Annotated in this window: 25 protein-coding genes and 1 other annotated feature; of the genes, 9 read left to right on the forward strand and 16 right to left on the reverse strand. The window is 43.1% G+C overall.

From position 1 onward, the window contains the following. Nucleotides 1-14: 14 nt before the first annotated feature. Nucleotides 15-404, reverse strand: a complete 390-nt coding sequence (locus MKY34_RS20325; protein ID WP_342512921.1) for a hypothetical protein — start codon at nt 402-404, stop codon at nt 15-17. Between the two features lie 135 nt (nt 405-539). Between MKY34_RS20325 and MKY34_RS20330 the strand changes: the two genes are divergently transcribed. The 3 genes from MKY34_RS20330 to MKY34_RS20340 all read left to right on the forward strand — a co-directional run bounded on the left by MKY34_RS20330 (nt 540) and on the right by MKY34_RS20340 (nt 2,533). Then, the gene (locus MKY34_RS20330; protein ID WP_342512922.1) at nt 540-1,232 is read left to right on the forward strand and encodes a lytic transglycosylase domain-containing protein; all 693 of its coding nucleotides are present in this window, start codon (nt 540-542) and stop codon (nt 1,230-1,232) included. A gap of 105 nt (nt 1,233-1,337) precedes the next feature. Then, the gene (locus MKY34_RS20335; RefSeq protein ID WP_342512923.1) at nt 1,338-1,730 is read left to right on the forward strand and encodes a globin; all 393 of its coding nucleotides are present in this window, start codon (nt 1,338-1,340) and stop codon (nt 1,728-1,730) included. Beyond that, entirely contained in the window at nt 1,727-2,533 is an 807-nt protein-coding gene (locus MKY34_RS20340; RefSeq protein WP_342512924.1) for a DsbA family protein, read from the forward strand. The genes MKY34_RS20335 and MKY34_RS20340 overlap by 4 nt, the downstream gene beginning before the upstream one ends. A 556-nt stretch (nt 2,534-3,089) precedes the next feature. Here the strand turns inward: MKY34_RS20340 and pepF are convergent. The 9 genes from pepF to MKY34_RS20385 all read right to left on the reverse strand — a co-directional run bounded on the left by pepF (nt 3,090) and on the right by MKY34_RS20385 (nt 14,268). Beyond that, nucleotides 3,090-4,910: an oligoendopeptidase F gene (gene pepF, locus MKY34_RS20345; RefSeq protein WP_342512925.1), complete on the reverse strand. Its 1,821-nt coding sequence runs from the start codon at nt 4,908-4,910 to the stop codon at nt 3,090-3,092. Nucleotides 4,911-4,960: 50 nt separating this feature from the next. Next, nucleotides 4,961-6,172: a competence protein CoiA family protein gene (locus tag MKY34_RS20350; protein WP_342512926.1), complete on the reverse strand. Its 1,212-nt coding sequence runs from the start codon at nt 6,170-6,172 to the stop codon at nt 4,961-4,963. Nucleotides 6,173-6,240: 68 nt separating this feature from the next. Next, nucleotides 6,241-6,903, reverse strand: coding sequence for an adaptor protein MecA (gene mecA, locus MKY34_RS20355; protein ID WP_342512927.1), 663 nt, complete (start codon nt 6,901-6,903; stop codon nt 6,241-6,243). A gap of 250 nt (nt 6,904-7,153) precedes the next feature. Next, nucleotides 7,154-7,549, reverse strand: coding sequence for a transcriptional regulator SpxA (spxA, locus tag MKY34_RS20360; protein ID WP_342515319.1), 396 nt, complete (start codon nt 7,547-7,549; stop codon nt 7,154-7,156). Between the two features lie 623 nt (nt 7,550-8,172). Further along, entirely contained in the window at nt 8,173-9,111 is a 939-nt protein-coding gene (locus tag MKY34_RS20365; protein ID WP_342512928.1) for an ATP-binding cassette domain-containing protein, read from the reverse strand. Continuing rightward, entirely contained in the window at nt 9,111-10,175 is a 1,065-nt protein-coding gene (locus MKY34_RS20370; RefSeq protein WP_342512929.1) for an ABC transporter ATP-binding protein, read from the reverse strand. The genes MKY34_RS20365 and MKY34_RS20370 overlap by 1 nt, the downstream gene beginning before the upstream one ends. A 14-nt stretch (nt 10,176-10,189) precedes the next feature. After that, complete coding sequence (gene opp3C, locus MKY34_RS20375) at nt 10,190-11,209, reverse strand: oligopeptide ABC transporter permease (protein ID WP_342512930.1); 1,020 nt, start codon at nt 11,207-11,209, stop codon at nt 10,190-10,192. Then, nucleotides 11,209-12,138 carry an oligopeptide ABC transporter permease gene (opp3b, locus tag MKY34_RS20380; RefSeq protein ID WP_342512931.1) on the reverse strand — a complete coding sequence of 310 codons (930 nt, stop codon included), beginning with the start codon at nt 12,136-12,138 and terminating at the stop codon, nt 11,209-11,211. The genes opp3C and opp3b overlap by 1 nt, the downstream gene beginning before the upstream one ends. A gap of 432 nt (nt 12,139-12,570) precedes the next feature. Next, complete coding sequence (locus tag MKY34_RS20385; protein WP_342512932.1) at nt 12,571-14,268, reverse strand: peptide ABC transporter substrate-binding protein; 1,698 nt, start codon at nt 14,266-14,268, stop codon at nt 12,571-12,573. A gap of 241 nt (nt 14,269-14,509) precedes the next feature. Between MKY34_RS20385 and MKY34_RS20390 the strand changes: the two genes are divergently transcribed. From MKY34_RS20390 to MKY34_RS20400, 3 genes are all read left to right on the forward strand, one after another. Further along, nucleotides 14,510-14,857 carry a DUF3899 domain-containing protein gene (locus MKY34_RS20390; RefSeq protein ID WP_342512933.1) on the forward strand — a complete coding sequence of 116 codons (348 nt, stop codon included), beginning with the start codon at nt 14,510-14,512 and terminating at the stop codon, nt 14,855-14,857. A 58-nt stretch (nt 14,858-14,915) separates the two neighbouring features. Next, nucleotides 14,916-15,128, forward strand: a binding site (T-box leader). 103 nt (nt 15,129-15,231) lie between these two features. Next, complete coding sequence (trpS, locus tag MKY34_RS20395; RefSeq protein ID WP_342512934.1) at nt 15,232-16,218, forward strand: tryptophan--tRNA ligase; 987 nt, start codon at nt 15,232-15,234, stop codon at nt 16,216-16,218. Nucleotides 16,219-16,466: 248 nt separating this feature from the next. Further along, complete coding sequence (locus MKY34_RS20400) at nt 16,467-16,673, forward strand: hypothetical protein (protein WP_342512935.1); 207 nt, start codon at nt 16,467-16,469, stop codon at nt 16,671-16,673. 4 nt (nt 16,674-16,677) lie between these two features. Here MKY34_RS20400 and fabF read toward each other — a convergent pair whose 3' ends face one another. Together fabF and MKY34_RS20410 are read right to left on the reverse strand one after the other, a co-directional pair. Then, complete coding sequence (gene fabF / locus MKY34_RS20405) at nt 16,678-17,913, reverse strand: beta-ketoacyl-ACP synthase II (protein ID WP_342512936.1); 1,236 nt, start codon at nt 17,911-17,913, stop codon at nt 16,678-16,680. Nucleotides 17,914-17,961: 48 nt separating this feature from the next. Continuing rightward, entirely contained in the window at nt 17,962-18,894 is a 933-nt protein-coding gene (locus MKY34_RS20410) for a beta-ketoacyl-ACP synthase III (RefSeq protein WP_342512937.1), read from the reverse strand. Nucleotides 18,895-19,080: 186 nt separating this feature from the next. On the opposite strand from MKY34_RS20410, the gene MKY34_RS20415 reads away from it, so the two are divergent. Continuing rightward, entirely contained in the window at nt 19,081-19,263 is a 183-nt protein-coding gene (locus MKY34_RS20415; protein ID WP_342512938.1) for a YjzD family protein, read from the forward strand. A gap of 87 nt (nt 19,264-19,350) precedes the next feature. On the opposite strand, the gene MKY34_RS20420 is transcribed toward MKY34_RS20415, so the two are convergent. From MKY34_RS20420 to MKY34_RS20435, 4 genes are all read right to left on the reverse strand, one after another. Then, entirely contained in the window at nt 19,351-21,480 is a 2,130-nt protein-coding gene (locus MKY34_RS20420) for an AAA family ATPase (protein ID WP_342515320.1), read from the reverse strand. 152 nt (nt 21,481-21,632) lie between these two features. Continuing rightward, the gene (gene rraA / locus MKY34_RS20425) at nt 21,633-22,115 is read right to left on the reverse strand and encodes a ribonuclease E activity regulator RraA (protein WP_342512939.1); all 483 of its coding nucleotides are present in this window, start codon (nt 22,113-22,115) and stop codon (nt 21,633-21,635) included. Nucleotides 22,116-22,337: 222 nt separating this feature from the next. Next, complete coding sequence (locus MKY34_RS20430) at nt 22,338-22,646, reverse strand: metal-sulfur cluster assembly factor (protein ID WP_342512940.1); 309 nt, start codon at nt 22,644-22,646, stop codon at nt 22,338-22,340. A 51-nt stretch (nt 22,647-22,697) separates the two neighbouring features. Then, nucleotides 22,698-23,468 carry a prolyl oligopeptidase family serine peptidase gene (locus MKY34_RS20435; RefSeq protein ID WP_342515321.1) on the reverse strand — a complete coding sequence of 257 codons (771 nt, stop codon included), beginning with the start codon at nt 23,466-23,468 and terminating at the stop codon, nt 22,698-22,700. Nucleotides 23,469-23,604: 136 nt separating this feature from the next. Here MKY34_RS20435 and MKY34_RS20440 point away from each other — a divergent pair, with 136 nt between their 5' ends. Together MKY34_RS20440 and MKY34_RS20445 are read left to right on the forward strand one after the other, a co-directional pair. After that, nucleotides 23,605-24,414 carry a Cof-type HAD-IIB family hydrolase gene (locus MKY34_RS20440; protein ID WP_342512941.1) on the forward strand — a complete coding sequence of 270 codons (810 nt, stop codon included), beginning with the start codon at nt 23,605-23,607 and terminating at the stop codon, nt 24,412-24,414. A gap of 190 nt (nt 24,415-24,604) precedes the next feature. Further along, on the forward strand, nt 24,605-25,456 hold the full coding sequence (locus MKY34_RS20445) for a DegV family protein (RefSeq protein ID WP_342512942.1): 852 nt from the start codon (nt 24,605-24,607) through the stop codon (nt 25,454-25,456). The last annotated feature ends 34 nt before the right edge of the window (nt 25,457-25,490 follow it).

Consider the following 25,490-nt stretch of genomic DNA (forward strand, 5'->3'; position numbering starts at 1 on the left):
ACTCCTCCCAGCTGTTATTCCACGCTTTGAAGTATCGCACTGAATGCTTGCTCTACTGCTTCAGAAAAAGCTTCTCCATAATTATGGTTGCCTTCAATATTGTAAATAAGCATCGTCAATTCTTCTTTAAAGCCGTTCAATTGAATTTCATTTCCCAGCCATGAAAGTATTGGATCTTCCTCCGCTTTCAACGCTTCTACCATGAGCGGCCAAACTGACTGTGTAAAGTGGACATGCTGATAGCCTTCTTCTTTATCGAAAAGATAAACGAACGACAATGCATCCGAATCGGTAATCATCTTGCCAGACGGTACACCTAGCGAAAGTTCCGCCGTTTCAGCTACTACAAAACGGACTTCCTGCCCCTGTTGAACCCCAGTATCAACGCGATTTTTTATATGCATAATTAAATCTTCCCTTCACTTATCATTATGTTCAGTTTACCATATGGAGCGCGGCCTTGCAGTTTCTGATATGCCTTTTTACACGAAAATTGCTATACTAGTGTATAGGTAGATTACGAAGCAGAATAGATACCAATGAAGCAGAGAGGATCGATTGCCATGGATACACGCACAATTCGCATATTAATGGATATACAAGCAATGCAATCGTTTGGGACTGTGCAATCATATGCAAGCCAAAATGAGGGCTCCCCTTCTATGTTTACAACGATGCTCGGAGAGTTGATGGGGAATTCATCCGCTTCAACGTCGTTATTAGCACAAGAACAACAAATGGACAGCTTACGCTATAATGGATCAAATCAGGTATTCATCCCTTCCATGCTAGCCAACGTACTTACAACGACAAAACAACAAGCCGTCATCTCACAAGGCTCCTCTACACTCGGAAATGGGAAATATAGCGACTTGATTAAACAAGCCGCTGAAAAGTACAATTTACCTGATAAGCTGATTGCTGCTGTCATTAAACAAGAATCGAACTTCAACAACAATGTCGTGAGTCATGCTGGTGCAAAAGGTCTCATGCAACTCATGCCTGGAACGGCAAAATTTCTTGGGGTTAAAGATAGTTTTGACCCTGGTCAAAATATCATGGGCGGTTCAAAATATTTACGACAAATGCTCAATAAATTCGACGGTGACTTGGAACTTGCACTTGCCGCATACAATGCTGGTCCCGGCAATGTGCAAAAATATGGCGGGATTCCTCCCTTCAAAGAAACACAACAATACGTGAAGAAAGTACTCAATAATTACCGTGCATAACCTTCGAAAAACAGTTATGTAAGTTGCTCTCAAAGCGATTTATTTGTGAAAGTTGTGTGAGGTTGGTAAAATGTCAATACAGTCAGAGCAAAGGAGATTGACATAATGATGCGAAAACCTTTGATCCCTTATGAGGAGATCGGTGCTGCAAAGTTGTCGGAACTTATCGACCTATTTTACACAAAAGTGGCCGTACACCCGGACCTATATCCGATTTTCCCGGATGACCTGACAGAAACAGCACGTAAACAAAAACAATTTCAAACACAATATTTAGGCGGACCCAATTTATATACGGATGAACATGGCCATCCGATGATGAAGGCGCGTCATATGCCCTTCCCGATTTCGCCTGTACAAGCGGAGGCATGGCTTGCCTGCATGGCAGAAGCAATGGATGAGGTTGGACTTGAAGGAAACTTGCGTGAAGTCTATTACAAACGTCTCGTCTTAACTGCCAATCATATGGTCAATCGGAGTGGGGAGGATCGTTCGTGAATCGCCAAACTTTGATGGAAAACACGCTCTCTCCTTCTCCATTAACTAGACCAATTGAATTATATGTTTTCATAGATCCTTTATGCGAAGATTGTTGGTCATTACAGCCACTACTCCGCAAACTACAGGTTGAGTACGATCGCTATTTCACATTGCGCATTGCACTGCGGACGTCATTACCAAAGATGAACCTTCAGTGTGCGAACAATCATGAAGATGCTAGAGACTGTGGAAAGGCACATCCTGCTTTTCCAAGCATCGCTGTCAAAGCAGCAGAATTCCAAGGTAAACGTGCCGGATTTCGATTTTTATCCAAAATGCTAGAGTATTCATTTTTAAAATCTCGGGACGTATCTTCGTTTACGGTTCTAGTTGAAATCGCACAAAAGGTGAATCTCGATGTAGACGAGTTTACAAGAGACTTTTCCTCGCAAAATGTCTTACGTTCTTTACAAGTAGACTTGTATATGGCGCAAGAAATGGAAGTCGATTTTGCACCTACATTTGTGTTTTTTAACGAGCGGATTGAAGATGAAGGCCTCAAAGTAAGCGGTCTATATGCCTATGAAGTCTACGAACAAATCTTGGAAGAACTCATTGGCGAAACGCTTATTCCCGATGTACCTCCAACGCTCGAAGATCTCTTTCGACGTTTCGATACATTGGCAACGAAAGAGATTGCAGATATTTATAGCATCTCAGAAAAATCTGCAGAACGTGAACTTAAAAAACGCCTGCTTCAGCAAAAAGTCGAACGCATCCCTTTCCAGGATGTTACCTTATGGCGTAAAAAAAGTATGTAATAGACAAAACCACTTCATCAGCCTACTACTGGCCGATGAAGTGGTTTTTGCATGCTGTACATATGGCTACACTTCTTATTGCCTGGTAGCTCACTATGACTGGTTTGGGACTCGCGCTGATAGTTTAGACTTTTTCACTGACAATCCAGATTCGTACTAACGGTGTCGCCCCCATAGCAGGTATCTAATTATTTTTATCCACAACAAAAAGAGCATCCACTCCTGGGGGGAAGTGAATGCTCTTTACAAAGGGAATGGGAGAAATGTTCACGTTCAAACAAAAGGGGTGTATGTTTGGTATGTGATTTATTTCACATCCTTACTTTATCATAAGATAATAGTAAGCGCAACATTTCACAATGATTTTCACATGAATGTCACAATTTTTATATGCGCCAAAGCCCACAACATCAGTTATATAACAGAATAATCTACTATAGAACAGGATAATTCCTCTCCACCACACTAATTATTTAACTATTTTAAAATAATGAAAAACAAAAAAGTAGCCTCATCCACCAAATAAACACCATGGATGAGGCTGCATAAAGCTACATTATTTTTTTAAAAGAAGAGATTCCAATTCATTCAGTTTCTCTTCAAAGACACGACACGCTTCTTCAATCGGCGCCGCGCTCGTCATGTCTACACCTGCTTTTTTCAACACTTCGATCGGATAATCAGATGAACCTGCTTTTAAGAAATTGTTCACATAGCGCTCAACAGCTGGCTCTCCCTCTGTGAGAATTTGGTTGCTCAATGCCACAGCCGCACTATAGCCTGTCGCATACTGATACACGTAATAGTTATAGTAGAAATGTGGTATCCGTGCCCATTCCAAACCAATCTCCTCATCAATAATGAGATCTTCACCAAAGTACTTTTTATTGAGAGCGTAATACTCTTCTGTCAGCTTTTCCGCCGTCAATGCTACACCTTGCTGATCCAACTCGTGAATCAGATGCTCAAATTCGGCGAACATCGTTTGACGGAAAACTGTGCCGCGGAAGCCATCTAACCAATAGTTTAACAAGTAAATACGTTCTTGCTCATCATCCGTCGTTTTCAACAAATGATCATTTAAAATCGCTTCATTCACAGTAGACGCTACTTCTGCTACAAAAATCGAATAGCCGCTGTACGGGTAAGGCTGATGTTTGCGTGAATAATAACTGTGCACACTATGACCAAACTCATGGGCGAGTGTGAACAAATTACTGACATTATCTTGCCAGTTCATCAAAATATACGGATTCGTTCCATAAGCCCCTGATGAATATGCACCCGAGCGTTTTCCTTTATTTTCACGGACATCTACCCAACGGTTCTCCAAACCTTCTTTGACGATTGACGTATACTCTTCGCCTAACGGATGGAAGCTTTCCAGCATCGTTTGTGTCGCTTCTTCGTAAGGTATTTTCATATCCACATCTTTTACGAGTGGTGCATACATGTCCCACATATGAAGGTCTTCTAGTGCAAATACCTTTTTGCGCAAGGCCACATACCTTTGCAATAAATGGACATTTTTATTGATTGTTGAAACAAGGTTTTCATACACTTGCTCTGGAATATGATTGTTTGACATCGCAGCCTCGCGCGCAGAGCTATAATTTCGAATACGTGCATGAACATTATCGCTCTTCACATTACCCGATAGCGTAGACGCAAACGTATTTTGAAATTCTCCGTATTTTGCATATGTCGCTTTAAAGGCCTCTTCTCGAACACGAGGATCGTCACTTTCTAAAAATCGAATATAACGACCGTGAGACAATTCGACTTCTTCCCCACTTTCATCTTTCACCATCGGGAATGTTAAGTCTGCATTATTTAACATGCTAAACGTTTCAGAAGCATTGCCTGTCACTTCGGAAAGCTGCGCTAATAAAGCCTCTTGTTCTGCAGGTAACACATGCGGCCTTTGCGTATTAATCTCCTCGAACTCCTGCTTGTATAGACGTAGCCCTTCATGCTCTTCGACCAACGCATTCAATGCGCTTTCTTCAATCGACAACAACTCTGGTACAAAGAACGATAACGCCGTCGACACTTTCACATACAGTGATTTGATACGGCTATCCATCGCTTGATAAAAGCCATTTGTTGTATCTTGGTCCGTTTTTAAATGCGCATACGTATAAAGGCGGCGCAATCTTTCAGACAGTGCGTCACGGTACGTCAGCGCCGTGTAAAGTGCCTCCGCACCATTGCCAAGTGTTCCTTTATACGTATCAGCTGTACTTGCAAACGCCTCTACTTCACGATATTCTTGCTCCCATGCATCATCTGTCGCAAAAATATCTTCCAGACGCCAAGTCTCCTCCACTTTCACTTCATCACGCGTCAATACTTTGTTCTTATTCTCAGTCGTCATGTATAAGCCCCCTTCTCCCTTGCTTCGGGAAACGAATCAATTTCATTTTCTCAATTTTCATACCGCTTTGCAAGAAATCTTTCCGCAAGCAACTGCCCAAACGTTTCTTCATTAAAGTCTACGCTCGTGCGAAGAGATTCTATACCTAACGACAAAAGAAAATTCCGATACCCCATGCATGCCTTCACTTGCAAATCTGCGGAACCCGCAAATCGGGAAACAAAGCCCCTAACAGCATCAGTTGACCAGTCACGAATCGCAATGTCCTTGGACTTCATATAGCGCAGAAGTAACAATTGCCATTCACAATCATGCTCACGAAATGCCTCACCATAACGGACAGGTACACCGATCCACAATGGTAATTGCATGGGCAAAACACGCAAATCATAACAAGCTCTTAAAAAGGGATCATTGATTCCCCTTCTGTTCAATAAAATACGAGATTGCAAAAAGGTAGCGCGCGCAGACAAATAGAACGTCGCATAACCTTGCAACTCATCGACAGTTGGGGTTCTCGGTCGTGCGAAAGGAAAGATTTGCAGCGCTACTGGCAATGAACGATGAATGCCGATATAGCGTTTGCCTGCCAGATGCATGAGGTTACTAAAATAATGGAAGTGTGTCGTTTCAGGGTTATATGTCAGGAAATCGAAACCTACAGGGGTATGATGAAAGAAGCTTTCATGGAACTTCGAAAAATGAAATATGCCAACACCTTGGGGAAGGGCACTAAACTTTGCTGGGGTTCGCAAAATCCATGTTGGTCGCATTCCGGCACGACGATATCCGGCTGTTCTTGCGGCAATGTCCGCAATCGGAATTGTGCTACATTGAAACTCAATGGGGATTACTTCAGAACATTTCGTTACGAGTAAATCAGGCCGCTGTGCCAATAGTGGCAAATACGGTTCTAGTTCGACATAATCTGCATGCTTACGAAAAAATGCATACAGCTGTTGTTTCCCTTGCAGATGAACTTTTGATTCTCCTTCTGCAAAAGAAGTCCTACAAGAGGCATCTTGCTGGTGTGCAAAATGCGGAATAATAATGTCCCCTACTTTTAAATGCACAGGATCTCGGCATTGGGGACAATAAAATCGCTGCTTCTTGCGCCACTCTTTCAGTTGCTCCTTTTTCAAATCTGCTGAGAGAACAATCAGTTCCCCCTCCGCTGTTTTAGCTGTTAATATGAAAACCCCCTCCTCCCACCTCCAATTGTACGAATATTCAAGTAAAAATACAACATTATTTTGTAGCAAGCACTTTATGTACGATTTCCGATAAAATCAAAAATAGCCACCACTAGGGTAGCTATTTTTTGAATAATTTAGGACTCTCCGAAATAATGCTGGATGTTCGTAAAGACATCCGATGCCATAATAAGCTTACCGTACTCTTCAAGTCGATGGATGGTCATGTTTGACGGTGTTCCAAATTCAGAAATCACACTAAACAAGTCCGTTTTACGAGAATCATCCGCGTCCTCGTATCGACAAGTAACATGCAAGTAATAACGATCTTCGTAAACATGAAGAGATGTCTCCATGTCATATCCCTTTACAAGGCTAGCAAGTGGAATAAGATTATCAAATTCCGTAAAGACAAACATATTCTCCTGCCATTCTAGCAGCTTAGCATTGGAATTCGTCATCATATTTTCTACATCCTCAAATGATCCATCATCCGGCTGAAATAACTGTTTTGGATCTCCCATCCCAAAAGGCGATTCCAAAGGTTCTCCATCTTCAGATAGTTGTGCCCGCGTAACCGTTACTTCGATTCCACCACTCATCGCATGCACTTGAATCCAGAGAGGTCCCTCAATCTCGAATTCAGTTTCATCATTAATTTCGTCCATCATTTCCCAAAAAAGCTCTTCACTTTTATCGCGATTGTACCAAACTTCCTCGCGCGTGAAGCCACGTTCTTCAATATCAATATATGAAAGGAAAAACTTTACTGTATTTTCGTTGATGCGCTCTATTTCCATCCCTTTTCTCTCCCTTCCTCCAGAACAGGTATGAACCGGTTCCATTCAATATGTGAAAACACCTGCAATGCTTATAGTTAATATATGACCGTCCAGCTGGATATGAAAGGGGTCCGCCTTTGGGACGTATAATTTTAATAGTAATAGCATTGTAGAGAATATTCGACGGGAAAGCAAGGGCAATACAAAAAGCTGATAGGTGTACGGCATTTTGCAATGTCACTCCCTATCAGCTTTTACATATGTGTAATTAGTTAACCATGCGTCTTGCTTCAAGTAGCTGATAGGCCCTTACTTTCCTAGGTAAGAATCGACGAATCTCATCTTCATTGTAACCTACCTGTAGCCTTTTTTCATCTAAGATGATTGGTCTTCTCAAAAGACCTGGATGCTCTTGAATCAATTCGTACAAACGTTGGAGTGGTAGACTTTCCACATCAACATTTAATTTTTGGAAAATTTTCGACCGCGTTGAAATAATTTCATCCGTTCCGTCTTCAGTCATACGGAGAATTTGTTTAATTTCATCAATATTTAACGGCTCCGAAAAAATATTGCGTTCTGTATATGGAATCTCATGCTCCTCTAACCATGCTTTCGCTTTGCGGCAAGATGTACAACTAGGTGAGGTAAATAATGTGACCATCATATGCTGACACTTCCTTTCAATCGGCTCGTTCGTTAGTTTTTATATGCTAAAAATCAATTACGTCACTTATAGAAGTAAGGGACTTTTACTGAATCAAGTTAAATTAGAATAATTTTAAACTGTTTGCTTCTATACATATTATACACACATTTATTCACGATGAATACACTTTTTCAAAAATAATACTAAAACATTATTTCACTGTCACATTTCCGCAATATAAATGGCTTTACAACAACTCAATTCATATTGTTTTTGTCCACTCTACTGTTATACCCAATAGGCTGTTTAATTAAACATCTATTTTGTCAAATCATACACTTTCTCAGTTAGAAGCCTATGAATGAAAAAGAAAAGAATTTACTCTACACTATATAATACGTCTACCTCCCATGAAAGGTTTCATTTACCATCAAAAAAAATCCGAAAAACGTAGAAACGTTTTCGGATTTTTGAATTGGATTAATAATTATAGGAATTGAACTAAAGAATCTTACCAACAACGCTCGGCGCTTGCCTCCCGCCATAAGCCAGGCAGAAAACCACTGCCAGTCTTACGGCTTCGGCGACCGCTTGTAAGGCGCCGAAACTGGAGAATAGATGAAAATCATACGTTCAATTTATAGAGTAGCATTCGATTGCTTAAACAGCTTAAACTCACGCTCCGAACATAGAACTAAATGCCCCGGCGCCACTTCGCGCATAATGACTTCCTCATCCTCTGAGTAATTATGGGACTTCGGATCATAGCCCTTACGTACACGGTTTCGCTCGTAGTCCGGATCTGGTAATGGGATGGCTGACAATAACGATTGTGTATACGGGTGCAACGGTGCCGTATACAACGTTTCAGCGGGACCAATTTCGACCAACTTCCCAAAGTGCATGACACCAATTCGATCGGAAATATATTTCACCATCGACAAATCATGCGCGATGAACAAATACGTGAGTCCTTTCTCTTCTTGGAGTTCTTTCAACAAGTTGACGACTTGCGCTTGAATAGACACGTCCAAAGCTGAAATTGGCTCATCCGCAATGATAAATTCTGGTTCCACAGCAAGCGCACGCGCAATACCGAGACGCTGACGCTGTCCACCTGAAAACTCATGCGGATAGCGGTTCGCATGCTCCGGGTTCAACCCTACCGTTTCTAGAAGCTCGTGCACACGTGCAGTACGCTCCTTTGGATTTTTAACAAGCCCATGAATATCAAGCCCTTCTGCAACAATGTCGAGCACCTTCATGCGGGGATTAAGTGATGCATAGGGATCTTGGAAAATCATTTGCATTTTTCGATTGAACGCACGTAACTCTTTTTTCGATTTCTTGGCATGGACGTCAACACCGTCGTAGATGACTTCTCCACCTGTCGCATTGTACAAACGAATAATCGTCCGACCTGTCGTCGATTTACCACAACCTGATTCGCCAACAAGGCCAAGTGTTTCCCCTTTGTAAATATCGAATGTCACGTCATTAACAGCACGTACTTCATTACTTTTTCCTACATTAAAATATTGCTTTAAGTTTTTAATTTCAAGTAATTTTTCAGCCATTATTGAGCACCTCCTGCGCGGCCTTCATAGTAACGACTGCCTGGGAACCGTTTCATCCGCTCGATAATCGCAACTGGCGGCTCTACTTGCGGCGCGTCTGGATGAAGTAGCCATGTTGCGGCGTAATGTGTATCACTCACTTTAAATAACGGCGGAACCTGTTCCATATCAATCTTCATGGCATACTCGCTACGAAGAGCAAAAGCATCCCCTTTGGGTGGATTCAATAGATCCGGCGGCGTGCCAGGAATCGCATACAGTTTCTCTTCCGTCGCATCGAGTGATGGCATCGAGCTCAGCAAGCCCCATGTGTACGGATGCTGCGGGTTATAGAAGATTTCATCCACCGTGCCCACTTCCACAATCCGACCACCATACATAACGGCTACACGATCCGCTACGTTCGCAACAACACCAAGGTCATGTGTAATGAAAATAATCGATGTATCGATTTTCTTCTGTAAATCCTTCATCAGCTCCAAAATTTGCGCCTGAATCGTCACGTCTAGTGCCGTTGTTGGTTCATCGGCAATGAGTAGCTTTGGATTACAGGCAAGTGCTACCGCAATGACGATACGCTGACGCTGACCACCTGAAAACTGGTGAGGGTACTGTTTCATGCGCATATCAGGTTGCGGCATGCCAACTAGCTCCAACAGCTCAACAGACTTTTTCCAAGCTTCTTCCTTACCAAGTTTCTGATGTTTCAATAACGGCTCCATAATTTGTTTACCAATTGTCATCGTCGGATTAAGTGATGTCATTGGATCTTGGAAAATCATTGAAATATCTTTCCCACGTACTTTTTGCATCTCTTTTTCGGAAACCTTCAGTAAATCTTTTCCACCAAATAAAATCTGACCATTTCGATACTCTGTGCTCGACGTTGGCAACAGCCGCATAATCGATTTCGTTGTCACCGATTTTCCCGAGCCTGATTCACCAACAATGGCAAGTGTTTCACCTTTAAACACCTCAAAATTGACACCTTGGATTGCTTTCACTTCACCCGCAAATGTATGGAAAGAAAGCTCCAAGTCTTTCACTTCAATAATTTTTTCCATGTCGCTTTCCTCCTTTAATCTTTCATTTTTGGATCAAGTGCATCCCGTAATCCATCCCCGATTAAATTGAATGCAATCATCAATAAACTCAAGACAAATGCTGGATAAAACAGCATGTATGGTTGGTAAGAGATGAACTTATAACCATCATTGATCAATGTTCCAAGAGACGCTTTTGGCGCTTGAAGTCCAAGCCCAATGAAGCTTAAGAACGCTTCAAAGAAAATGGCTGTTGGAATCGTGAACATCATATTAATAATAATAATCGCCATTAAGTTCGGCAGTAAATGCTTCCCGATAATTCGTGTATCACTTGCCCCCAATGTTTTGGCTGCAAGGACGAATTCCTGCGTTTTATATTTTAACACTTGTCCACGGACAATCCGGGACATCCCAATCCATCCCGTTATCGATATCGCAATAATAATCGCCCAAATGCCCGGCTCCATAATCATCAACATTAAAATAACAATGACAAGTGTTGGTACACCAATCAGCACCTCAACAATTCGTTGCATGATGTCATCGGTTCTTCCTCCGTAATATCCGGAGATTCCCCCGTAGATTACACCGATTATGACGTCAATGAATGCCGCAACGAAAGCGATCAATAAGGAAATTTGTGTCCCTTTCCATAGACGTGAAAACAAGTCGCGCCCTAAACTATCTGTACCAAACCAATAGTATTCATCAATTTTTTTTATTTCATAAAGATTGACGGTTTTAGCACCTAATTTACCTTCCCCATCGAAAATCCCCATCTTCTCAAGTCCAGGCACTTTCGGTGGTAAATTGGCATGCGTAACATTGACCAACTCTGGATCATGCTTCACCATATACGGTCCAGCAAACGCCATGAAGACGATAAAAATCAAAATAAACATACTGACAATCGCAGCTTTGTTTTTACGAATCCGAAGCCAAGCATCTTGCCAGAAACTTAAACTCGGTTTTGAAATTTTCTCGGCATGTGAACCGTCTATTGTAATGCGCTCAAATGCATCTTTTGGCAATTTCTCGATGTTGTTTGTCATTACTTCGAACCTCCAGCCAAGCGAATACGCGGGTCAATAATCCCATAAAGAATATCCACAATTAAAATAATCACGATTAAGAAGACGGAGAAGAACATCGTCGTTCCCATAATAATCGCATAGTCATTCGTGCTAATCGAGGTAACAAACTGCTCACCAATACCAGGGATCGCAAAAATTTGTTCCACGACGAGTGAACCCGTTAACAAGCCTGCTGCTACTGGCCCTAATACCGTAATCAGCGGAATAAGCGCATTGCGGAATGCATGTTTGAAAGCGATTTCAAACCAATTGGCGCCTTTTGCTTTTGCGAGCAAAATATAGTCTGTACTCAATACCTCTATCATTTCTGTCCGGATAAATCTAGCAGCAATTGCGATAGGTCCCATTGCAAGTGCAATAGATGGCAACACACTCGATTTCCAACCATTCCACAAACCTACTTCAAACCATTCCAAATGAACAGCAAACACATATTGTAGGAGAACCGCAAAAACGAAGGATGGGATGGAAATACCGATAATCGCAACAATGGTACTACCATAATCCCATATGGTATTTTGCTTCAATGCCGCAATCATCCCAAGTACAATCCCGAGAATGGTACCGACTAGCAGTGCTTGCGCACCGAGTAAGACGGAATAATTGAGCTTCTTAATGATTAAATCCATTACATCCGCATTCTTGTACTGGAAAGAGATACCGAAATCCCCTTTCGCAAGGTTGCCCATATAGCGGACGTATTGCACAGGTATCGGATCATTTAAACCATACTTCTCATAAATTACTTCTCTTTGCTCGACAGAAAGCTTATCAGCGGATGCGAGCGGGGAGCCTGGAAGTAGTTTCATTAAAACAAATGTAAATGACGCGATGAGAAATAGAGAGATAAACATGTAGACGATACGTTTCGTAATATATTTAGCCATCTTTGCACCTCCAGTAAGTCATTCTTCTATATAAACTGAACTAAAGAACTCCACTAACAACGTTCGACGCTTGCGTATGCCTCCCACCATAAACCCCTAGGCAGATAAAAATCACTGCCAGTCTTTCGGCTTCGGCAACCGCGTGTAAGGCGCCTTCGCTGGATAGTAGATCAAAATCATAAGTCCAACCTAATATAAGTTGGTATCTCATACTTTTCTCAGACTCAATTATGAATACAAGAAATTTTGAGAAAGTTCCTTTTCATTTAAAAAGAGAGTACATGGTCAGTATCTACCATATACTCTCTTGACTATGAGATTTTAAACTATATAAATTGAACTATATAATCTTACTAACAACGCCCGGCGCTTGTAAGGCACCTTCGCTGGATAGTAAGTGAATATCATAAGTTCAACCTATATAACCAAGACTTATTCGCCGATGTGTACCCACTTATATGTGTAGTCCCCACCGTATTTATGCGTAACAAGGCCTTGTACAGTTGGTTTCATAAGTGCCATTCTTCCACGTTGGTAGTTAGGCGCAATAACCGCGTCGTCTTCAAGAAGAAGCTTTTCAGCTGCTGCGAATGCTTCCCAACGTTTTACTGGATCGTTTGCATGTGTTGTTTTCGTAGACTCGATCAATGCATCGAACTCAGGGTTTGAATAAGACAAACCGTTTTGTGGACTATTCGTTGTGAATAGTTCTAGGTATGAAATCGGGTCTTCGAAGTCAGCACCCCATCCAGCTGCTTGAATGTCATAATCGCTTGCATTATCGAGGTCAAGACGTACTGCGAAAGGTACTTCTTTCAGCTTAATAGTCAAACCTGGAAGGTTTTTCTCAAGTTCAGATTTGTACCATTCTTGTTGCTTTTTCGCATTTTCAGTGTCCCCACCAAGAATTTCAAGTGTTACTTTGTCCGTACCAAGTTCTTCTAGCCCTTTTGCCCATAGTGCTTGTGCTTCTTCAACGTTGTACAATGCATGATCTCCACTAATTTCACGGAAATCTTTACCTTCTTCATTGAAGACAAGGTCTGTTGGAACTAGGAAGTTCGCTGGAAGTGAACCGTTTGCAAGAACTGCATCAGCTAGCTCTTCTTTGTTGAATGCTTTTGAGATTGCTTTACGAACATTGACGTTCGCAAGTGGTGTTGCTTTACCGTCACGCTGTTGGTTCAGCTTGAAGTAGAATACAGATGATTCAAGCTCTTCATGAACTTCTGGGTCACCTGCATATTGCATTGCATACTCAGCTGACAAGATAACACGGTCAGTTTGGTTTTTCTCATACAATTGAACCGCTGTCGCTGTTTCTTTTACAACGTTTACATTGATTTCATCCAATTTCACAGAATCTTTGTCCCAATAGTTGTCATTCTTTTTATATTTCCAGTCGCCTGTTCCATCCCAATCTGTTAGGACAAATGGACCGTTATAAATTAAGTTATCAGATGTTGCTGCATATTTGTCGCCTTGTTCAGTAACAAATGCTTCGTTCAGTGGGTAGAACGCACCGAAAGTCATAAGAGATAGGAAATATGCAACAGGACGCTCAAGCTCAATGACAAGCGTTTTGTCGTCTTCTGCTTTAATACCTAGATCCTCAATTTTCGCTGTTCCTTTACCGATTTCCGTTGCATTTTTGATCATGCCTTCCATGAAATACGGACCGTAAGGAGATCCAGTATCTGGATTAATAGCACGTTGCCATGCATAAACAAAGTCATGTGCAGTTACAGGTGTACCATTCGACCATTGTGCGTCACGGATTTTGAATGTATATGTCAATCCGTCTTCACTAACTTCTGCTTCAGATTCAGCCATCGCAGGAACTGGTTTGTTATCTTGGTCTAGGCGGTAAAGCCCTTCCATGATGTTGTTCGCTACGTTGAATCCTACCTGGTCTTCCATGATAGATGAATCTAGTGTTGGAATTTCAGCACTTTCAATTAAGTTCAATACTTGTGGTAAATCTTTTGCTGTTTCCTCTTCTTTGCCTTTATCTTTACCCTTGTCCGTGTCTGCGCCGGCATCTTTCTCTTTTCCGCCGCCACATGCTGCCAAGAACACGCTTAGTACGAGCATAATACTCATAAGCACTAGCATTTTACGATTTTTCAACTCAAAGACCTCCTCCAAATTATCTGAAAAATTGGTACAACTTAATTATACAGCGAAAATTTCAGTTGTACATACCTTTCTAATAATTCGCTATGTATTACTACAGTTGCAATTCATAACAAACTGATAATACCAATACTTCCAGGGGTATAATCTTACAATTCCGACTTTTACTCCGAATGCCGAATCATTGATTTTTGCGATGGATTCCTTTACGATTATTCGGAATTGAGGTGGACACTTGAAGAAGATTATTCGGAATTTCATCATTGCACATGTACTGATTTTCGTACTGATGTTTGTCCTGTATAAAGAATTGACACTGCTAACGTATATCAATTGCTCGTTCATCATCGGAGGCATTTTAACCTTTTTAGGTTTAGTATCTTATATTTTCTCGACGGGTTTCTTTGATGTGTTCGCAGTCACGATGCGAAAAATTGTTACACCCAAACGCCATATGGAGGATGTCGATTCGATGCGTCCCCCGTCCGAGATTTTTTCAGCGTCCGTGACTTCCATTTTGGGCAGTGGCGGCCTTATTTTAGCTGCCATGGGGATCGCGCTCCTGCTATATTATGTGATTTGAGAAGACGCGCCTATTGCATTCCTAGCGTCGGCATATTATAATTTGGGAAACATTTGAGCGAATGGCTATGACGGAAAAAGTATTCCTATAGAAGTCTTGTAGAGAGCCTGTGGTTGGTGCAAACAGGTAGGCTGATTAGGAGGAATGGGATCCTGAGCTTAACAAGTGAACCGCGAGTAGCTTGTTACGTCCCCCGCGTTAAGGGATTTTTGAGTGGCCTTCGGGCAATTCGGGTGGTACCACGGTTGATTTAGCATCAGTCGTCCCTTTTTACGGGGACGGCTGATGTTTTTTTATTCGCTACAGCCTCTGGCGAACGTCACAAATTTTGCACGACGCCAAGGCATTATTGATATTCAGGAGGAGATTGTAAAATGAAAACCATTTTTTCAGGCGTACAGCCAACAGGAATTGTAACACTCGGTAACTATATCGGTGCGTTTCGCCAGTTCACAGAATTACAACACGAGTATGAGTGTCTATTTTGCATTGTCGATCAGCATGCCATCACAGTGCAACAAGACCCTGCTGAGTTAACAAAGGCAATCCGTTCACTGGCAGCGACGTATATTGCGAGTGGCATTGATCCAGAGAAAGCGGTATTGTTCGTCCAATCGGAAGTTCCAGCCCATGCACAAGCAGGTTGGATCATGCAATGTATTTCGTATATTGGAGAACTGGAACGAATGACACAGTTCAAGGATAAGTCGGATGGAAAGGAAGCTGTATCGGCTGCACTTCTCACTTACCCACCACTCATGGCGGCGGATATTCTTTTATACAATACTGATATCGTTCCCGTCGGAGAAGATCAAAAACAGCATCTTGAAATCACGCGTGATTTAGCAGAACGCTTCAACAAACGCTACGGCGACGTGTTAACGATTCCAGAAGTCCGGATTCCGAAAAGCGGTGCCCGTATTAAATCATTGCAAGATCCGCTGAAGAAAATGAGTAAGTCCGATCCGAATAAAAAAGGAACGATTTCTCTGCTTGATACGCCTAAAGAAATCGAAAAGAAAATTAAAAGTGCTGTCACCGATTCCGAAGGCGTTGTGAAATTTGATGTAGAAAATAAGCCAGGCGTTTCGAACTTACTTATCATCGAGTCTGCGCTTAGTGGCGTTGCGATTGATGAACTAGTCGTCAAATATGAAGGACTTGGTTATGGTGCATTTAAAGCGGGTGTTGCCGAAGCAGTGATTAATCACCTAACGCCGATTCAAGAACGCTATTTTGAGCTGATGGAATCGCCTGTCCTTGATGACATTCTCGACAAAGGTGCGGAAAAGGCCAATGCGATTGCTTCTGCTACTCTCGGGAAGATGGAAGCCGCGATGGGACTCGGACGTAGACGGTAATAATAAGCACAGCGGCGGCGATGAGAAACAGCGCAAAATCAGGCGTATGCAAAATGTACTCAAAGATTTGACGCCACTCGTAGCCGAGCGCTCGATAATTGAAATAGAAAATCATATGCGAAACAGTTACAACAAGTAGTCCGTAACTAATAAGAAAAAGGAATAGGCGTGTCATATACATCGTCCTTTGATTTTTCTTTGAGTATATGATAGCATGGCCCCCTTTTAGACGAAGGGGGCTTTTGTTTTTGGAAATGAACGGCGAGCGTTCGATTAGATTGCGCGGTTCACCGACTACTTTGCGTGCTTCGAAAGCGACTTTGCGCGGTTCGCCAACTACTTTGCGTGCTTCAAAGGCGACTTTGCGCGGTTCGCCAACTACTTTGCAGGGTTCACAGTACTCAATTAGAGCCCATCGCACAAAAAAGACGCCCCATCAAACAAGGGCGTCCTAACATGTTAGATTTTCTTAAATACCAGTGATGCGTTGTGTCCACCGAAGCCAAGCGAGTTGCTCATTGCATACTCGATATCCACCTTACGCGCACCTTCTGTCACGTAGTCTAAATCACATTCCGGATCTGCATTCACATAATTTGTCGTTGGTGGTAAAATGCCTTCTTGTAACGCTTTTACTGTAAAGATTGCTTCCAGTCCACCAGCTGCACCGAGTAAATGACCCGTCATGGATTTTGTAGAACTCATCGCCAGTTTATAAGCATGCTCACCGAAAACAGTTTTTGCTGCCATTGTTTCAAACAAATCATTGTATGGCGTGCTCGTTCCATGCGCATTGATATAATCGATTTTGTCTGGGCTAATGCCACCTTCTTCAATCGCTTGTATCATCGCACGCGCGCCACCTTCGCCACCTGGAGCAGGTGCTGTAATATGGTGCGCATCACCCGTTGAGCCATAACCGACCATTTCAGCATAAATTTTCGCACCGCGTGCGACTGCATGCTCATACTCTTCGAGAATTAAAATTCCCGCACCCTCACCGATAACAAAGCCATCTCGCTCTTTATCAAATGGGCGTGACGCTGTTGCAGGATCTGGATTTAAAGACAATGCCGTATTCGCACAAAAGCCTGCGACTGCCATCGTCGTAATCGGTGCTTCTGCGCCGCCCGTAATCATCACATCTGCATCGCCGCGACGGATCACTTCAAATGCATCACCAATTGAGTTCGTACCCGATGCACAAGCCGTTACCGTACAAGAGTTAATGCCCTTTGCTCCTAGATGAATCGATACTTGACCTGAAGCCATATCCGGAATCATCATCGGAACAAAAAATGGACTTACACGGCGATAGCCTTTTTCCTGGAACGTAAGAAACTGCTGTTCATGCGTTTCCATTCCACCAATTCCAGACCCAATCCAAACGCCCGTCCGAAGTGCAAGCTCACCTTCAAGTTCAAGATTTGCATCTTTCATCGCCATAATGGAAGCTGCCAGTGCATAATGCGTAAAGCGGTCCATTTTACGTGCATCTTTTCGTGGAATATACGTTTCAATGTCGAAATCCTTCACTTCTGCTGCTACTTTTACTGGAAATTGGTCACTGTCCAGCCTTGTCAATGGTCCAATCCCCGACTTACCTTCCAGAACCGCCTGCCAAGACTCCTCAGCTGAATTCCCTACTGGTGAAATCGCACCAATTCCTGTTACAACTACACGTCTTTTTTCCATTTCATGCTACTTCCCTTCTATAAAAGAAATAAACCCATTCACGATCTATCATTTACCCCATTTAATACACAACGCACCCCATGTAAGGCCTCCGCCAAATCCGACAAGAACAAGAATATCATCATCTTTTACTTTCCCATCAGCCAAATCATCGATCAATGAAATCGGAATCGATGCAGCTGACGTATTCCCATACTTATGGATAGTCTTCGACATTTTCTCAACCGGTAAACCAAGACGCTCTCTCGATGATTCCATAATACGGATATTCGCCTGGTGCGGTATTAAGAAATCGACGTCTTTCTTTGTCAAACCCGCTTTGTCAATCACACTTAAAGCGGATTCGCCCATTTGACGAACCGCAAATTTAAAGACCTCACGGCCGTTCATGTGAATATATCGATCTTGGTAAAGATGTTTTCCACCTGTACCATCTGCCCCCAACTCAAAGGACAAAATTCCGCGCCCTTCGCTTACTTTTCCGACGACTGCCGCGCCTGCACCATCTCCGAACAAGACAGCCGTATTACGGTCTTCCCAATCCGTGATTCTAGACAATTTCTCAACACCGACTACGAGGACATAATCATATGTGCCCGCTTCAATGAAATGCTTCGCCGTTACAACCCCATACATGAATCCCGCACAGGCTGCTGAAACATCCATCGCTGCTGCATTTTTTGCGCCTAGCCGTTCTTGAATCATTGTGGCTACAGACGGAAATGGACGATCTGGTGTAACCGTAGCTACAAGAATAAGTCCGATTTCTTCCGGTGTAATACCTGCATTTGCAATGGCATCCACCGCAGCATGATAGGCCATATCCGACGTATCTATTGAATCCCCCGCAATATGTCTCTCTTCAATCCCTGTCATTGTTCGAATCCATTCATCTGACGTATCTATTCGCTTTTCAAGATCCGCATTCGTCAGTACTCCCGATGGTACATACTTTCCCATGCCGATAAGACCTGCGTTCATTCCATATCCCCCGTTCTTATCATCTATTATTAGTACCTGGTATCAATCATAAAAGAAATGGCTAGATTTTTCAACCCACTGACACTTTTTCGCCAAATAAAGTGTCTCTTTGCACGGAAAATTGTTTCTACAACGGAAGCGCTATGATATGATGGACAAGGAAATAGTAATGTAGAGGTGAATTCAATGAGATTCGTAATGGCATTTTTCTGGTCTTTCTGTTTAGTGTCCATGTTGAACTATGTAGCTGGCTCAATCGCCAACATACCTTTTGATTTCGCAGCAGGCGCAATTGTCGCGGTTATTCTCGCGGTCTTGGTCATCGTCCTTGGTGAATCTTTCCCAGATGGCGAAGTTGCAGATCATTAATCAGGATTTTAAAACCATCTCCTTCTTAGGCGATGGTTTTTTCATTTTAAAAACCACATGGCCTGCATCGCCATGTGGTCGTTTCAATCATTGTACTTGAAGCTGTCCATCCTTCATGGACAGACTTAGCTTGTCAGTGGACTTCATATCTCCCCGAATTACTTCTTTCGCTACAAGTGTTTCCACATGGCGTTGGATGAAGCGTTTCAATGGACGTGCGCCAAAATCAGCATCCGTCCCTTCCTTTACAATCCAATCTAACACATCGTCACTATAAATCATCTCGATTTCTTGCCCTTGTAAGCGTGTCGCAAGATCCTCCAGCATTTTTCGAGCAATCAAGCGGAACGAATCACCTGTTAAGGAATGGAAAATAATAATATCATCCATGCGGTTCAACAGTTCAGGCTTGAAATGATGACGTAGCTCTGCCATCACTAAATCTTCCGCCGCATGGCTGTCCGAATCTACCGCCCCTTGTAGCAAGTATGCCGAGCCAATATTCGACGTCATGATGATCACCGTATTTGTGAAATTAACAAGCCGTCCTTGACTATCTGTAATACGTCCATCGTCTAATACTTGCAATAAAATATTTGCAACGTCCGGATGTGCTTTTTCGATTTCATCCAACAGGACAACTGAATAGGGGTTACGGCGAACGGCTTCCGTTAACTGACCGCCTTCCTCATAACCTATATACCCCGGAGGCGCGCCAACAAGCCGCGATACGCTATGCTTCTCCATATACTCCGACATATCAATGCGGATGAAATGCTCTTCCGAATCAAACAACGTCGCAGCGAGCGTTTTGGCCAATTCCGTCTTCCCGACACCTGTTGGACCTAAAAAGAGAAACGAACCGATCGGGGAATCTGGATCTTTAATACCTGCACGTGCACGCCATACCGCTTCCGTCACAAGTTGCACCGCATCGTCCTGCCCAATGACACGTTCTGCCAATGTATCACCCAATCGCAACAACTTTTCACGTTCACCTTCAACGAGCTTCGTCACAGGTATACCAGTCCACCGCGCGACAATCGCCGCGATTTCCTCTTCCGTCACTTCTTCTCGCAACAGCCGACTTTCTCGCCCATCCACTAGTGGCGCTTCTAATTTCGCTAGCTCCTGCTCAAGCGTAGGAATTTTTCCATAACTTAGTTCTGCCGCTTTGTTTAAATCAAAACGGTTTTCCGCATCCTCTAGTTCACGTCGATAACGATCGAGCTGTTCGCGTTTTTCCTGAATGCCGCGCAACGTCGCTTTTTCCGCATCCCATTGGCCTCGCATTCCCGCGGATGAATCTTTTAGCTCCTGCAATTCATTGCGTAATGCTTCCAAACGTGACATACTGACGCTGTCTTTCTCTTTCCGCAAAGCCTGTTCCTCGATTTCCAACTGCATAATACGGCGCGTCACAGCGTCCAACTCCTGCGGCATCGAATCGATTTCTGTTCGAATCATCGCACTCGCTTCATCGATTAAATCAATCGCTTTATCTGGTAAAAATCTTTCCGTAATATAACGATTGGACAGCGTTGCTGCCGCCACAATGGCTCGATCATGAATGCGGACACCATGATGCAGCTCAAATCGTTCCTTCAAGCCACGCAAAATAGATACTGTATCTTCAACAGATGGTTCACGAACGAGCACTTGCTGGAAGCGTCGTTCAAGCGCCGGATCTTTTTCAATATACATCCTGTACTCGTCGAGTGTCGTTGCTCCAATGCAATACAGTTCGCCACGTGCCAACATCGGTTTCAACATATTGCCCGCATCCATTGCGCCTTCTGTTTTCCCTGCACCAACAATCGTGTGGATTTCATCGATGAATAAAATAATCTCTCCATCGCTGTCTTTCACCTGTTTCAGTACCGCTTTTAAGCGTTCTTCAAATTCCCCACGATATTTAGCACCTGCTATTAATGCACTCATATCCAGTTCGAAAATTTGCCGATCTTTCAAACCTTCTGGCACGTCACCTTTAACAATCCGTTGTGCAAGCCCTTCGACAATCGCTGTTTTCCCGACACCGGGCTCCCCAATAAGAACAGGGTTATTTTTCGTCTTTCTCGATAAGATCCTGACCACATTACGAATCTCTTCATCACGTCCAATGACAGGATCTATTTTGCCGTGTTTCACATCTTCAACGAGGTTACGCCCAAATTGCTCCAGCGGTGTGCGCTGATCCTCTTGTTGTTCGCTCATTCTCATCGACATCCACCTCTCCACCAGTTTGACTTTGACTATCTTTGATTAATTAAATTATAGAGCGCTCATAACTACATGTAAAGTGATTTGCATGCTCTAAAAAAAGATACACGCCTTGGAAAGGCATGAACACTTTCCAAGGCGCTCCATTAGCCTAGCAAATGACGCGCTGCTACAACGACTCCATCTTCATCCGCATAGACGTAGTGCCCTGGCACCCATTCAATATCTCCAAAGTTCAAAGGAACGTTTTGCTCGCCCTTGCCTTTTTTCACGCTTTTCAATGGATTGCTACCGAGTGCGAAGACACCGATATTTTGCTCCCCAATATCCACTGTATCACGCACACAGCCAAAAATAATAACTCCCGCTAGCTTGCGTGTTTGTGCGATATCCCCTAAATTATCCCCCATTAATGCACATCGTTTAGAACCGCCCCCATCGACAACGAGGACGCTACCTTCCGGAATTGTCTGCAAAGCTTCTTTCACCAACACATTATCTTCAAACACTTTAACAGTGGCAATCGGTCCTGAAAATCGTTTATGCTTGCCATACGATTGGAATTCTACTGAACATACTTGTAGCTCATTGGAAAAATCATCACATAAATCCGCTGTTTTTATCGACATATCCAACCCACTCCCATTTTTTCAATTCTTCCCTCTACTTTAATTCATTCGACATAATTCCGGGATTCCTTCTTTTACAATCAAAAAAGCCGTATGACTTATTACAGTCATACAGCCTTTTTCTGTACCGAGTCTCCGACGTACAGGACGTACTAGTGCCGATGTTGCCGCAGAAAGCGGCGAATTTAGTCGGCCAGCTATTAGTTACTCGGTTGTTCTTTATTATCTTACGCCAAGCGCCATTTTTGCATAGCGTGACATGTTTTCCCTTGACCATGGTGGGTTCCAAACGATGTTGACATCTACGTCTTTCACTTCTGGAAGTTCCACCAATTCTTGCTTGATGTTCGCAACAATTTGCGGCCCCATCGGACAGCCCATTGATGTCAATGTCATTGTGACAATCGCCGTGCCTTCTTCGCTTAGCTCAGCATCATAGACAAGACCCAAGTTCACGATATCGATGCCAAGTTCTGGGTCGATGACGTTTTCTAGAGCCCCCATTAGACTCTCTTTCATTGCTTCACTCATCTTCATCCCTCTTTTCATCCAGTTGATACTTTCATCATAACAGAGTTCGCCTTAACCTTTCAAATGACGCGCAAACCAATCTGCCGCACGTAACATTCCCACTCTTGACACGGCATGTCCAGCCGTATCATCTGACATAAATTCAAATCGTTCTGGCGCATCTGCGTACGCTTTTTTCACCGCTTCATAAAAATTAAACGTTGGTTCGTACGGCACAACCGTATCTTGTTTGCCATGCCAGAAAAACAGCGGCCTGTTTTGCAATGCCTTTGGATGCTTCGTTAAATCAAACGTCGATAACGTATCTAATAAAGACGCTCTTTCTTCTGCCGTGATCGGCAATTTGAAACCACGATTTTCGAACTGAGCCATTTGCGCTTTTGCCAGTTGGACAAACCCGGGTGCGCCCATCATCACGGCCGCCGCATCCACCCAATCATAGACAGTCAAACAACCAAGCGTCGTAATGCCACCCATCGATGTGCCACCCAAACCGATGTTCTCTGTTGTAACGAGCTTGCGTGCAATCAACTCTTCTCGAAGGAAGCCGATTTCTTCAATCGATGTTAGCACCGTTTCCCAAAAGCGAAGGCCTAGTTGAACTTCATCCAAATTTTCATGCCGCACGCCATGTAAATGCGCATCTGGTAATAAAACGCGAATACCTTTTCGGGCCATGTTATATGCGTAATGTAAGTTATGTTCTTTCGCACTCGTAAAACCATGCGCAAAAATGACGACAGGCACTTGTTTATCTTCAAGTTCTTTTTCTACAATATGTAATAAGGGAATCTTTCCCCACATCTCTTCATTGACAATCACGGTATCCACACCTTTCCCCTTTCATTGAGCCTAACAAAGTTTGTCTAAAAAAACAAAAAGGACGATTCATCCTATAGTATTTTTTGACTTGCCTCCCCCGCTAACGATAAACTGAACAATAGAAGGGGGAATTATTTTGAAACCACATTTAATCGTCCTCGATCTTGACGGGACTTTACTGACCGACGAAAAAGTCATTTCCGAAAAAACGATACAGACGCTAAAACAAGCAGAAGCGCAAGGCCATCATATTATGATTGCAACGGGTAGACCATATCGCGCAAGTGAAGTGTACTACCGTCAACTCGGCTTAACAACACCGATTGTCAATTTCAACGGCGCATTCGTCCACCATCCTGGTAATCGCTCTTGGCAAACAATTCATGAGACCATTTCGTTGCCTGTTGTCAAAGAAGTTATCGATGCTATGCAGCCATTTTCGGTCCATAACATTGTTGCCGAAGTCATGGATGATGTATACATGCATTATCATGATGAAAAACTGCTCGATATTTTCGGCTTTGGTAATCCGATCATTACGCAAGGTGACATTCGACAATATTTACAAGTGAACCCAACAAGTTTACTCATTCAAGCGAACGAAAATACTGTCGATCCGATTCGCCGCCATCTTGCGGATGTTCATGCGGAGGTCATTGACCATAGACGCTGGGGTGCTCCTTGGCATGTTATTGAAATCGTGCGACACGGTTTGAATAAAGCCGTTGGGATTTCCCACGTCTCCAAATGGATGGACATTCCGCGCGAGCGCATCATTGCGTTTGGTGATGAAGACAACGACCTCGAAATGATTGACTATGCAGGCGTCGGCGTCGCGATGGGCAACGGCATCGACAGACTGAAATCCATTGCCGACGAAGTGACATTGACAAATAACGAAGATGGCATTGCACAAGTGCTCAAAGAACGGTTACACTTGTCATAAAATGATATAGATTGAACTTATGATTTTCATCTACTATCCAGCAAAGGCGCCTTACAAGCGGTCGCCGAAGCCATAAGACTGGCAGTGGTTTTCTGCCTGGCTTTATGGCGGGAGGCATCCGCAAGCGCCAATCGTTGTAGGTAGGATTCTTTAATTCAATTTATATAGTTACATAATAGGAGGGATTAACATGAAAATTTTTGCGGACAGTGCATGCGATCTACCAAAATCTTTTTTTGCAGAAAATGATGTCACACTCCTCCCACTAAGGGTTCTAATTGACGATCAAGAGTATGATGATATTTTAACAATCGATTCCAAAGAAGTATACAAAGCCATTCGAGCTGGCAAACATCCTAAAACGTCACAAGCCTCTCCGGAGCTGATCCTGGAAAAATGGCGGGAGCTCGCTCAATCTAGGGAAGATGGCATCTATATCGCTTTCTCGTCAGAGCTATCAGGCACGCATGATACAGCGGTCATGCTAAGGGATCAAGTAAAAGAGACGAATCCCCATATGAATTTAGTCATTATTGATTCGAAATGTGCTTCCCTTGGCTATGGATTGCTCGTGAAAGAAGCCGTTCGCCTACGAGATGCTGGTGAAACTGACATCCGAACAATCGAACGTAAAATACGCCATATGGCAGGGCATATGGAGCATTTATTCACCGTGGAGGATCTTGATTATCTTGCAAAAGGTGGACGTGTATCGAAAGCTAGTGCCTTTATCGGCGGGTTATTGAACATTAAACCACTTTTGCATGTTGAAAGCGGCAAACTTGTGCCACTTGAAAAACACCGAGGCCGTAAAAAAGTATTGCGCCGAATGACAGAGTTAATGGCAGAGCGTGGCGATCATTTAGCCAACCAAACAATCGCCATTAGCCATGGTGATGATGAAAGCATTGCACTTGAATTGAAGGCAGTTATCGAAGAATTATTCCGCCCGAAAAATATCGAAATTCACCTCATCGGCTCTGCCGTCGGTTCACACGCCGGCCCAGGCACAGTCGCAGTATTTTTCTTAAATAAACTGTAAGCTGAATAAAGATAAAAAACTCCAGGAATGGCAA

It is taken from the genome of Sporosarcina sp. FSL K6-1522 (assembly GCF_038622445.1).
In the GTDB taxonomy this organism is placed as follows: Bacteria; Bacillota; Bacilli; order Bacillales_A; family Planococcaceae; genus Sporosarcina.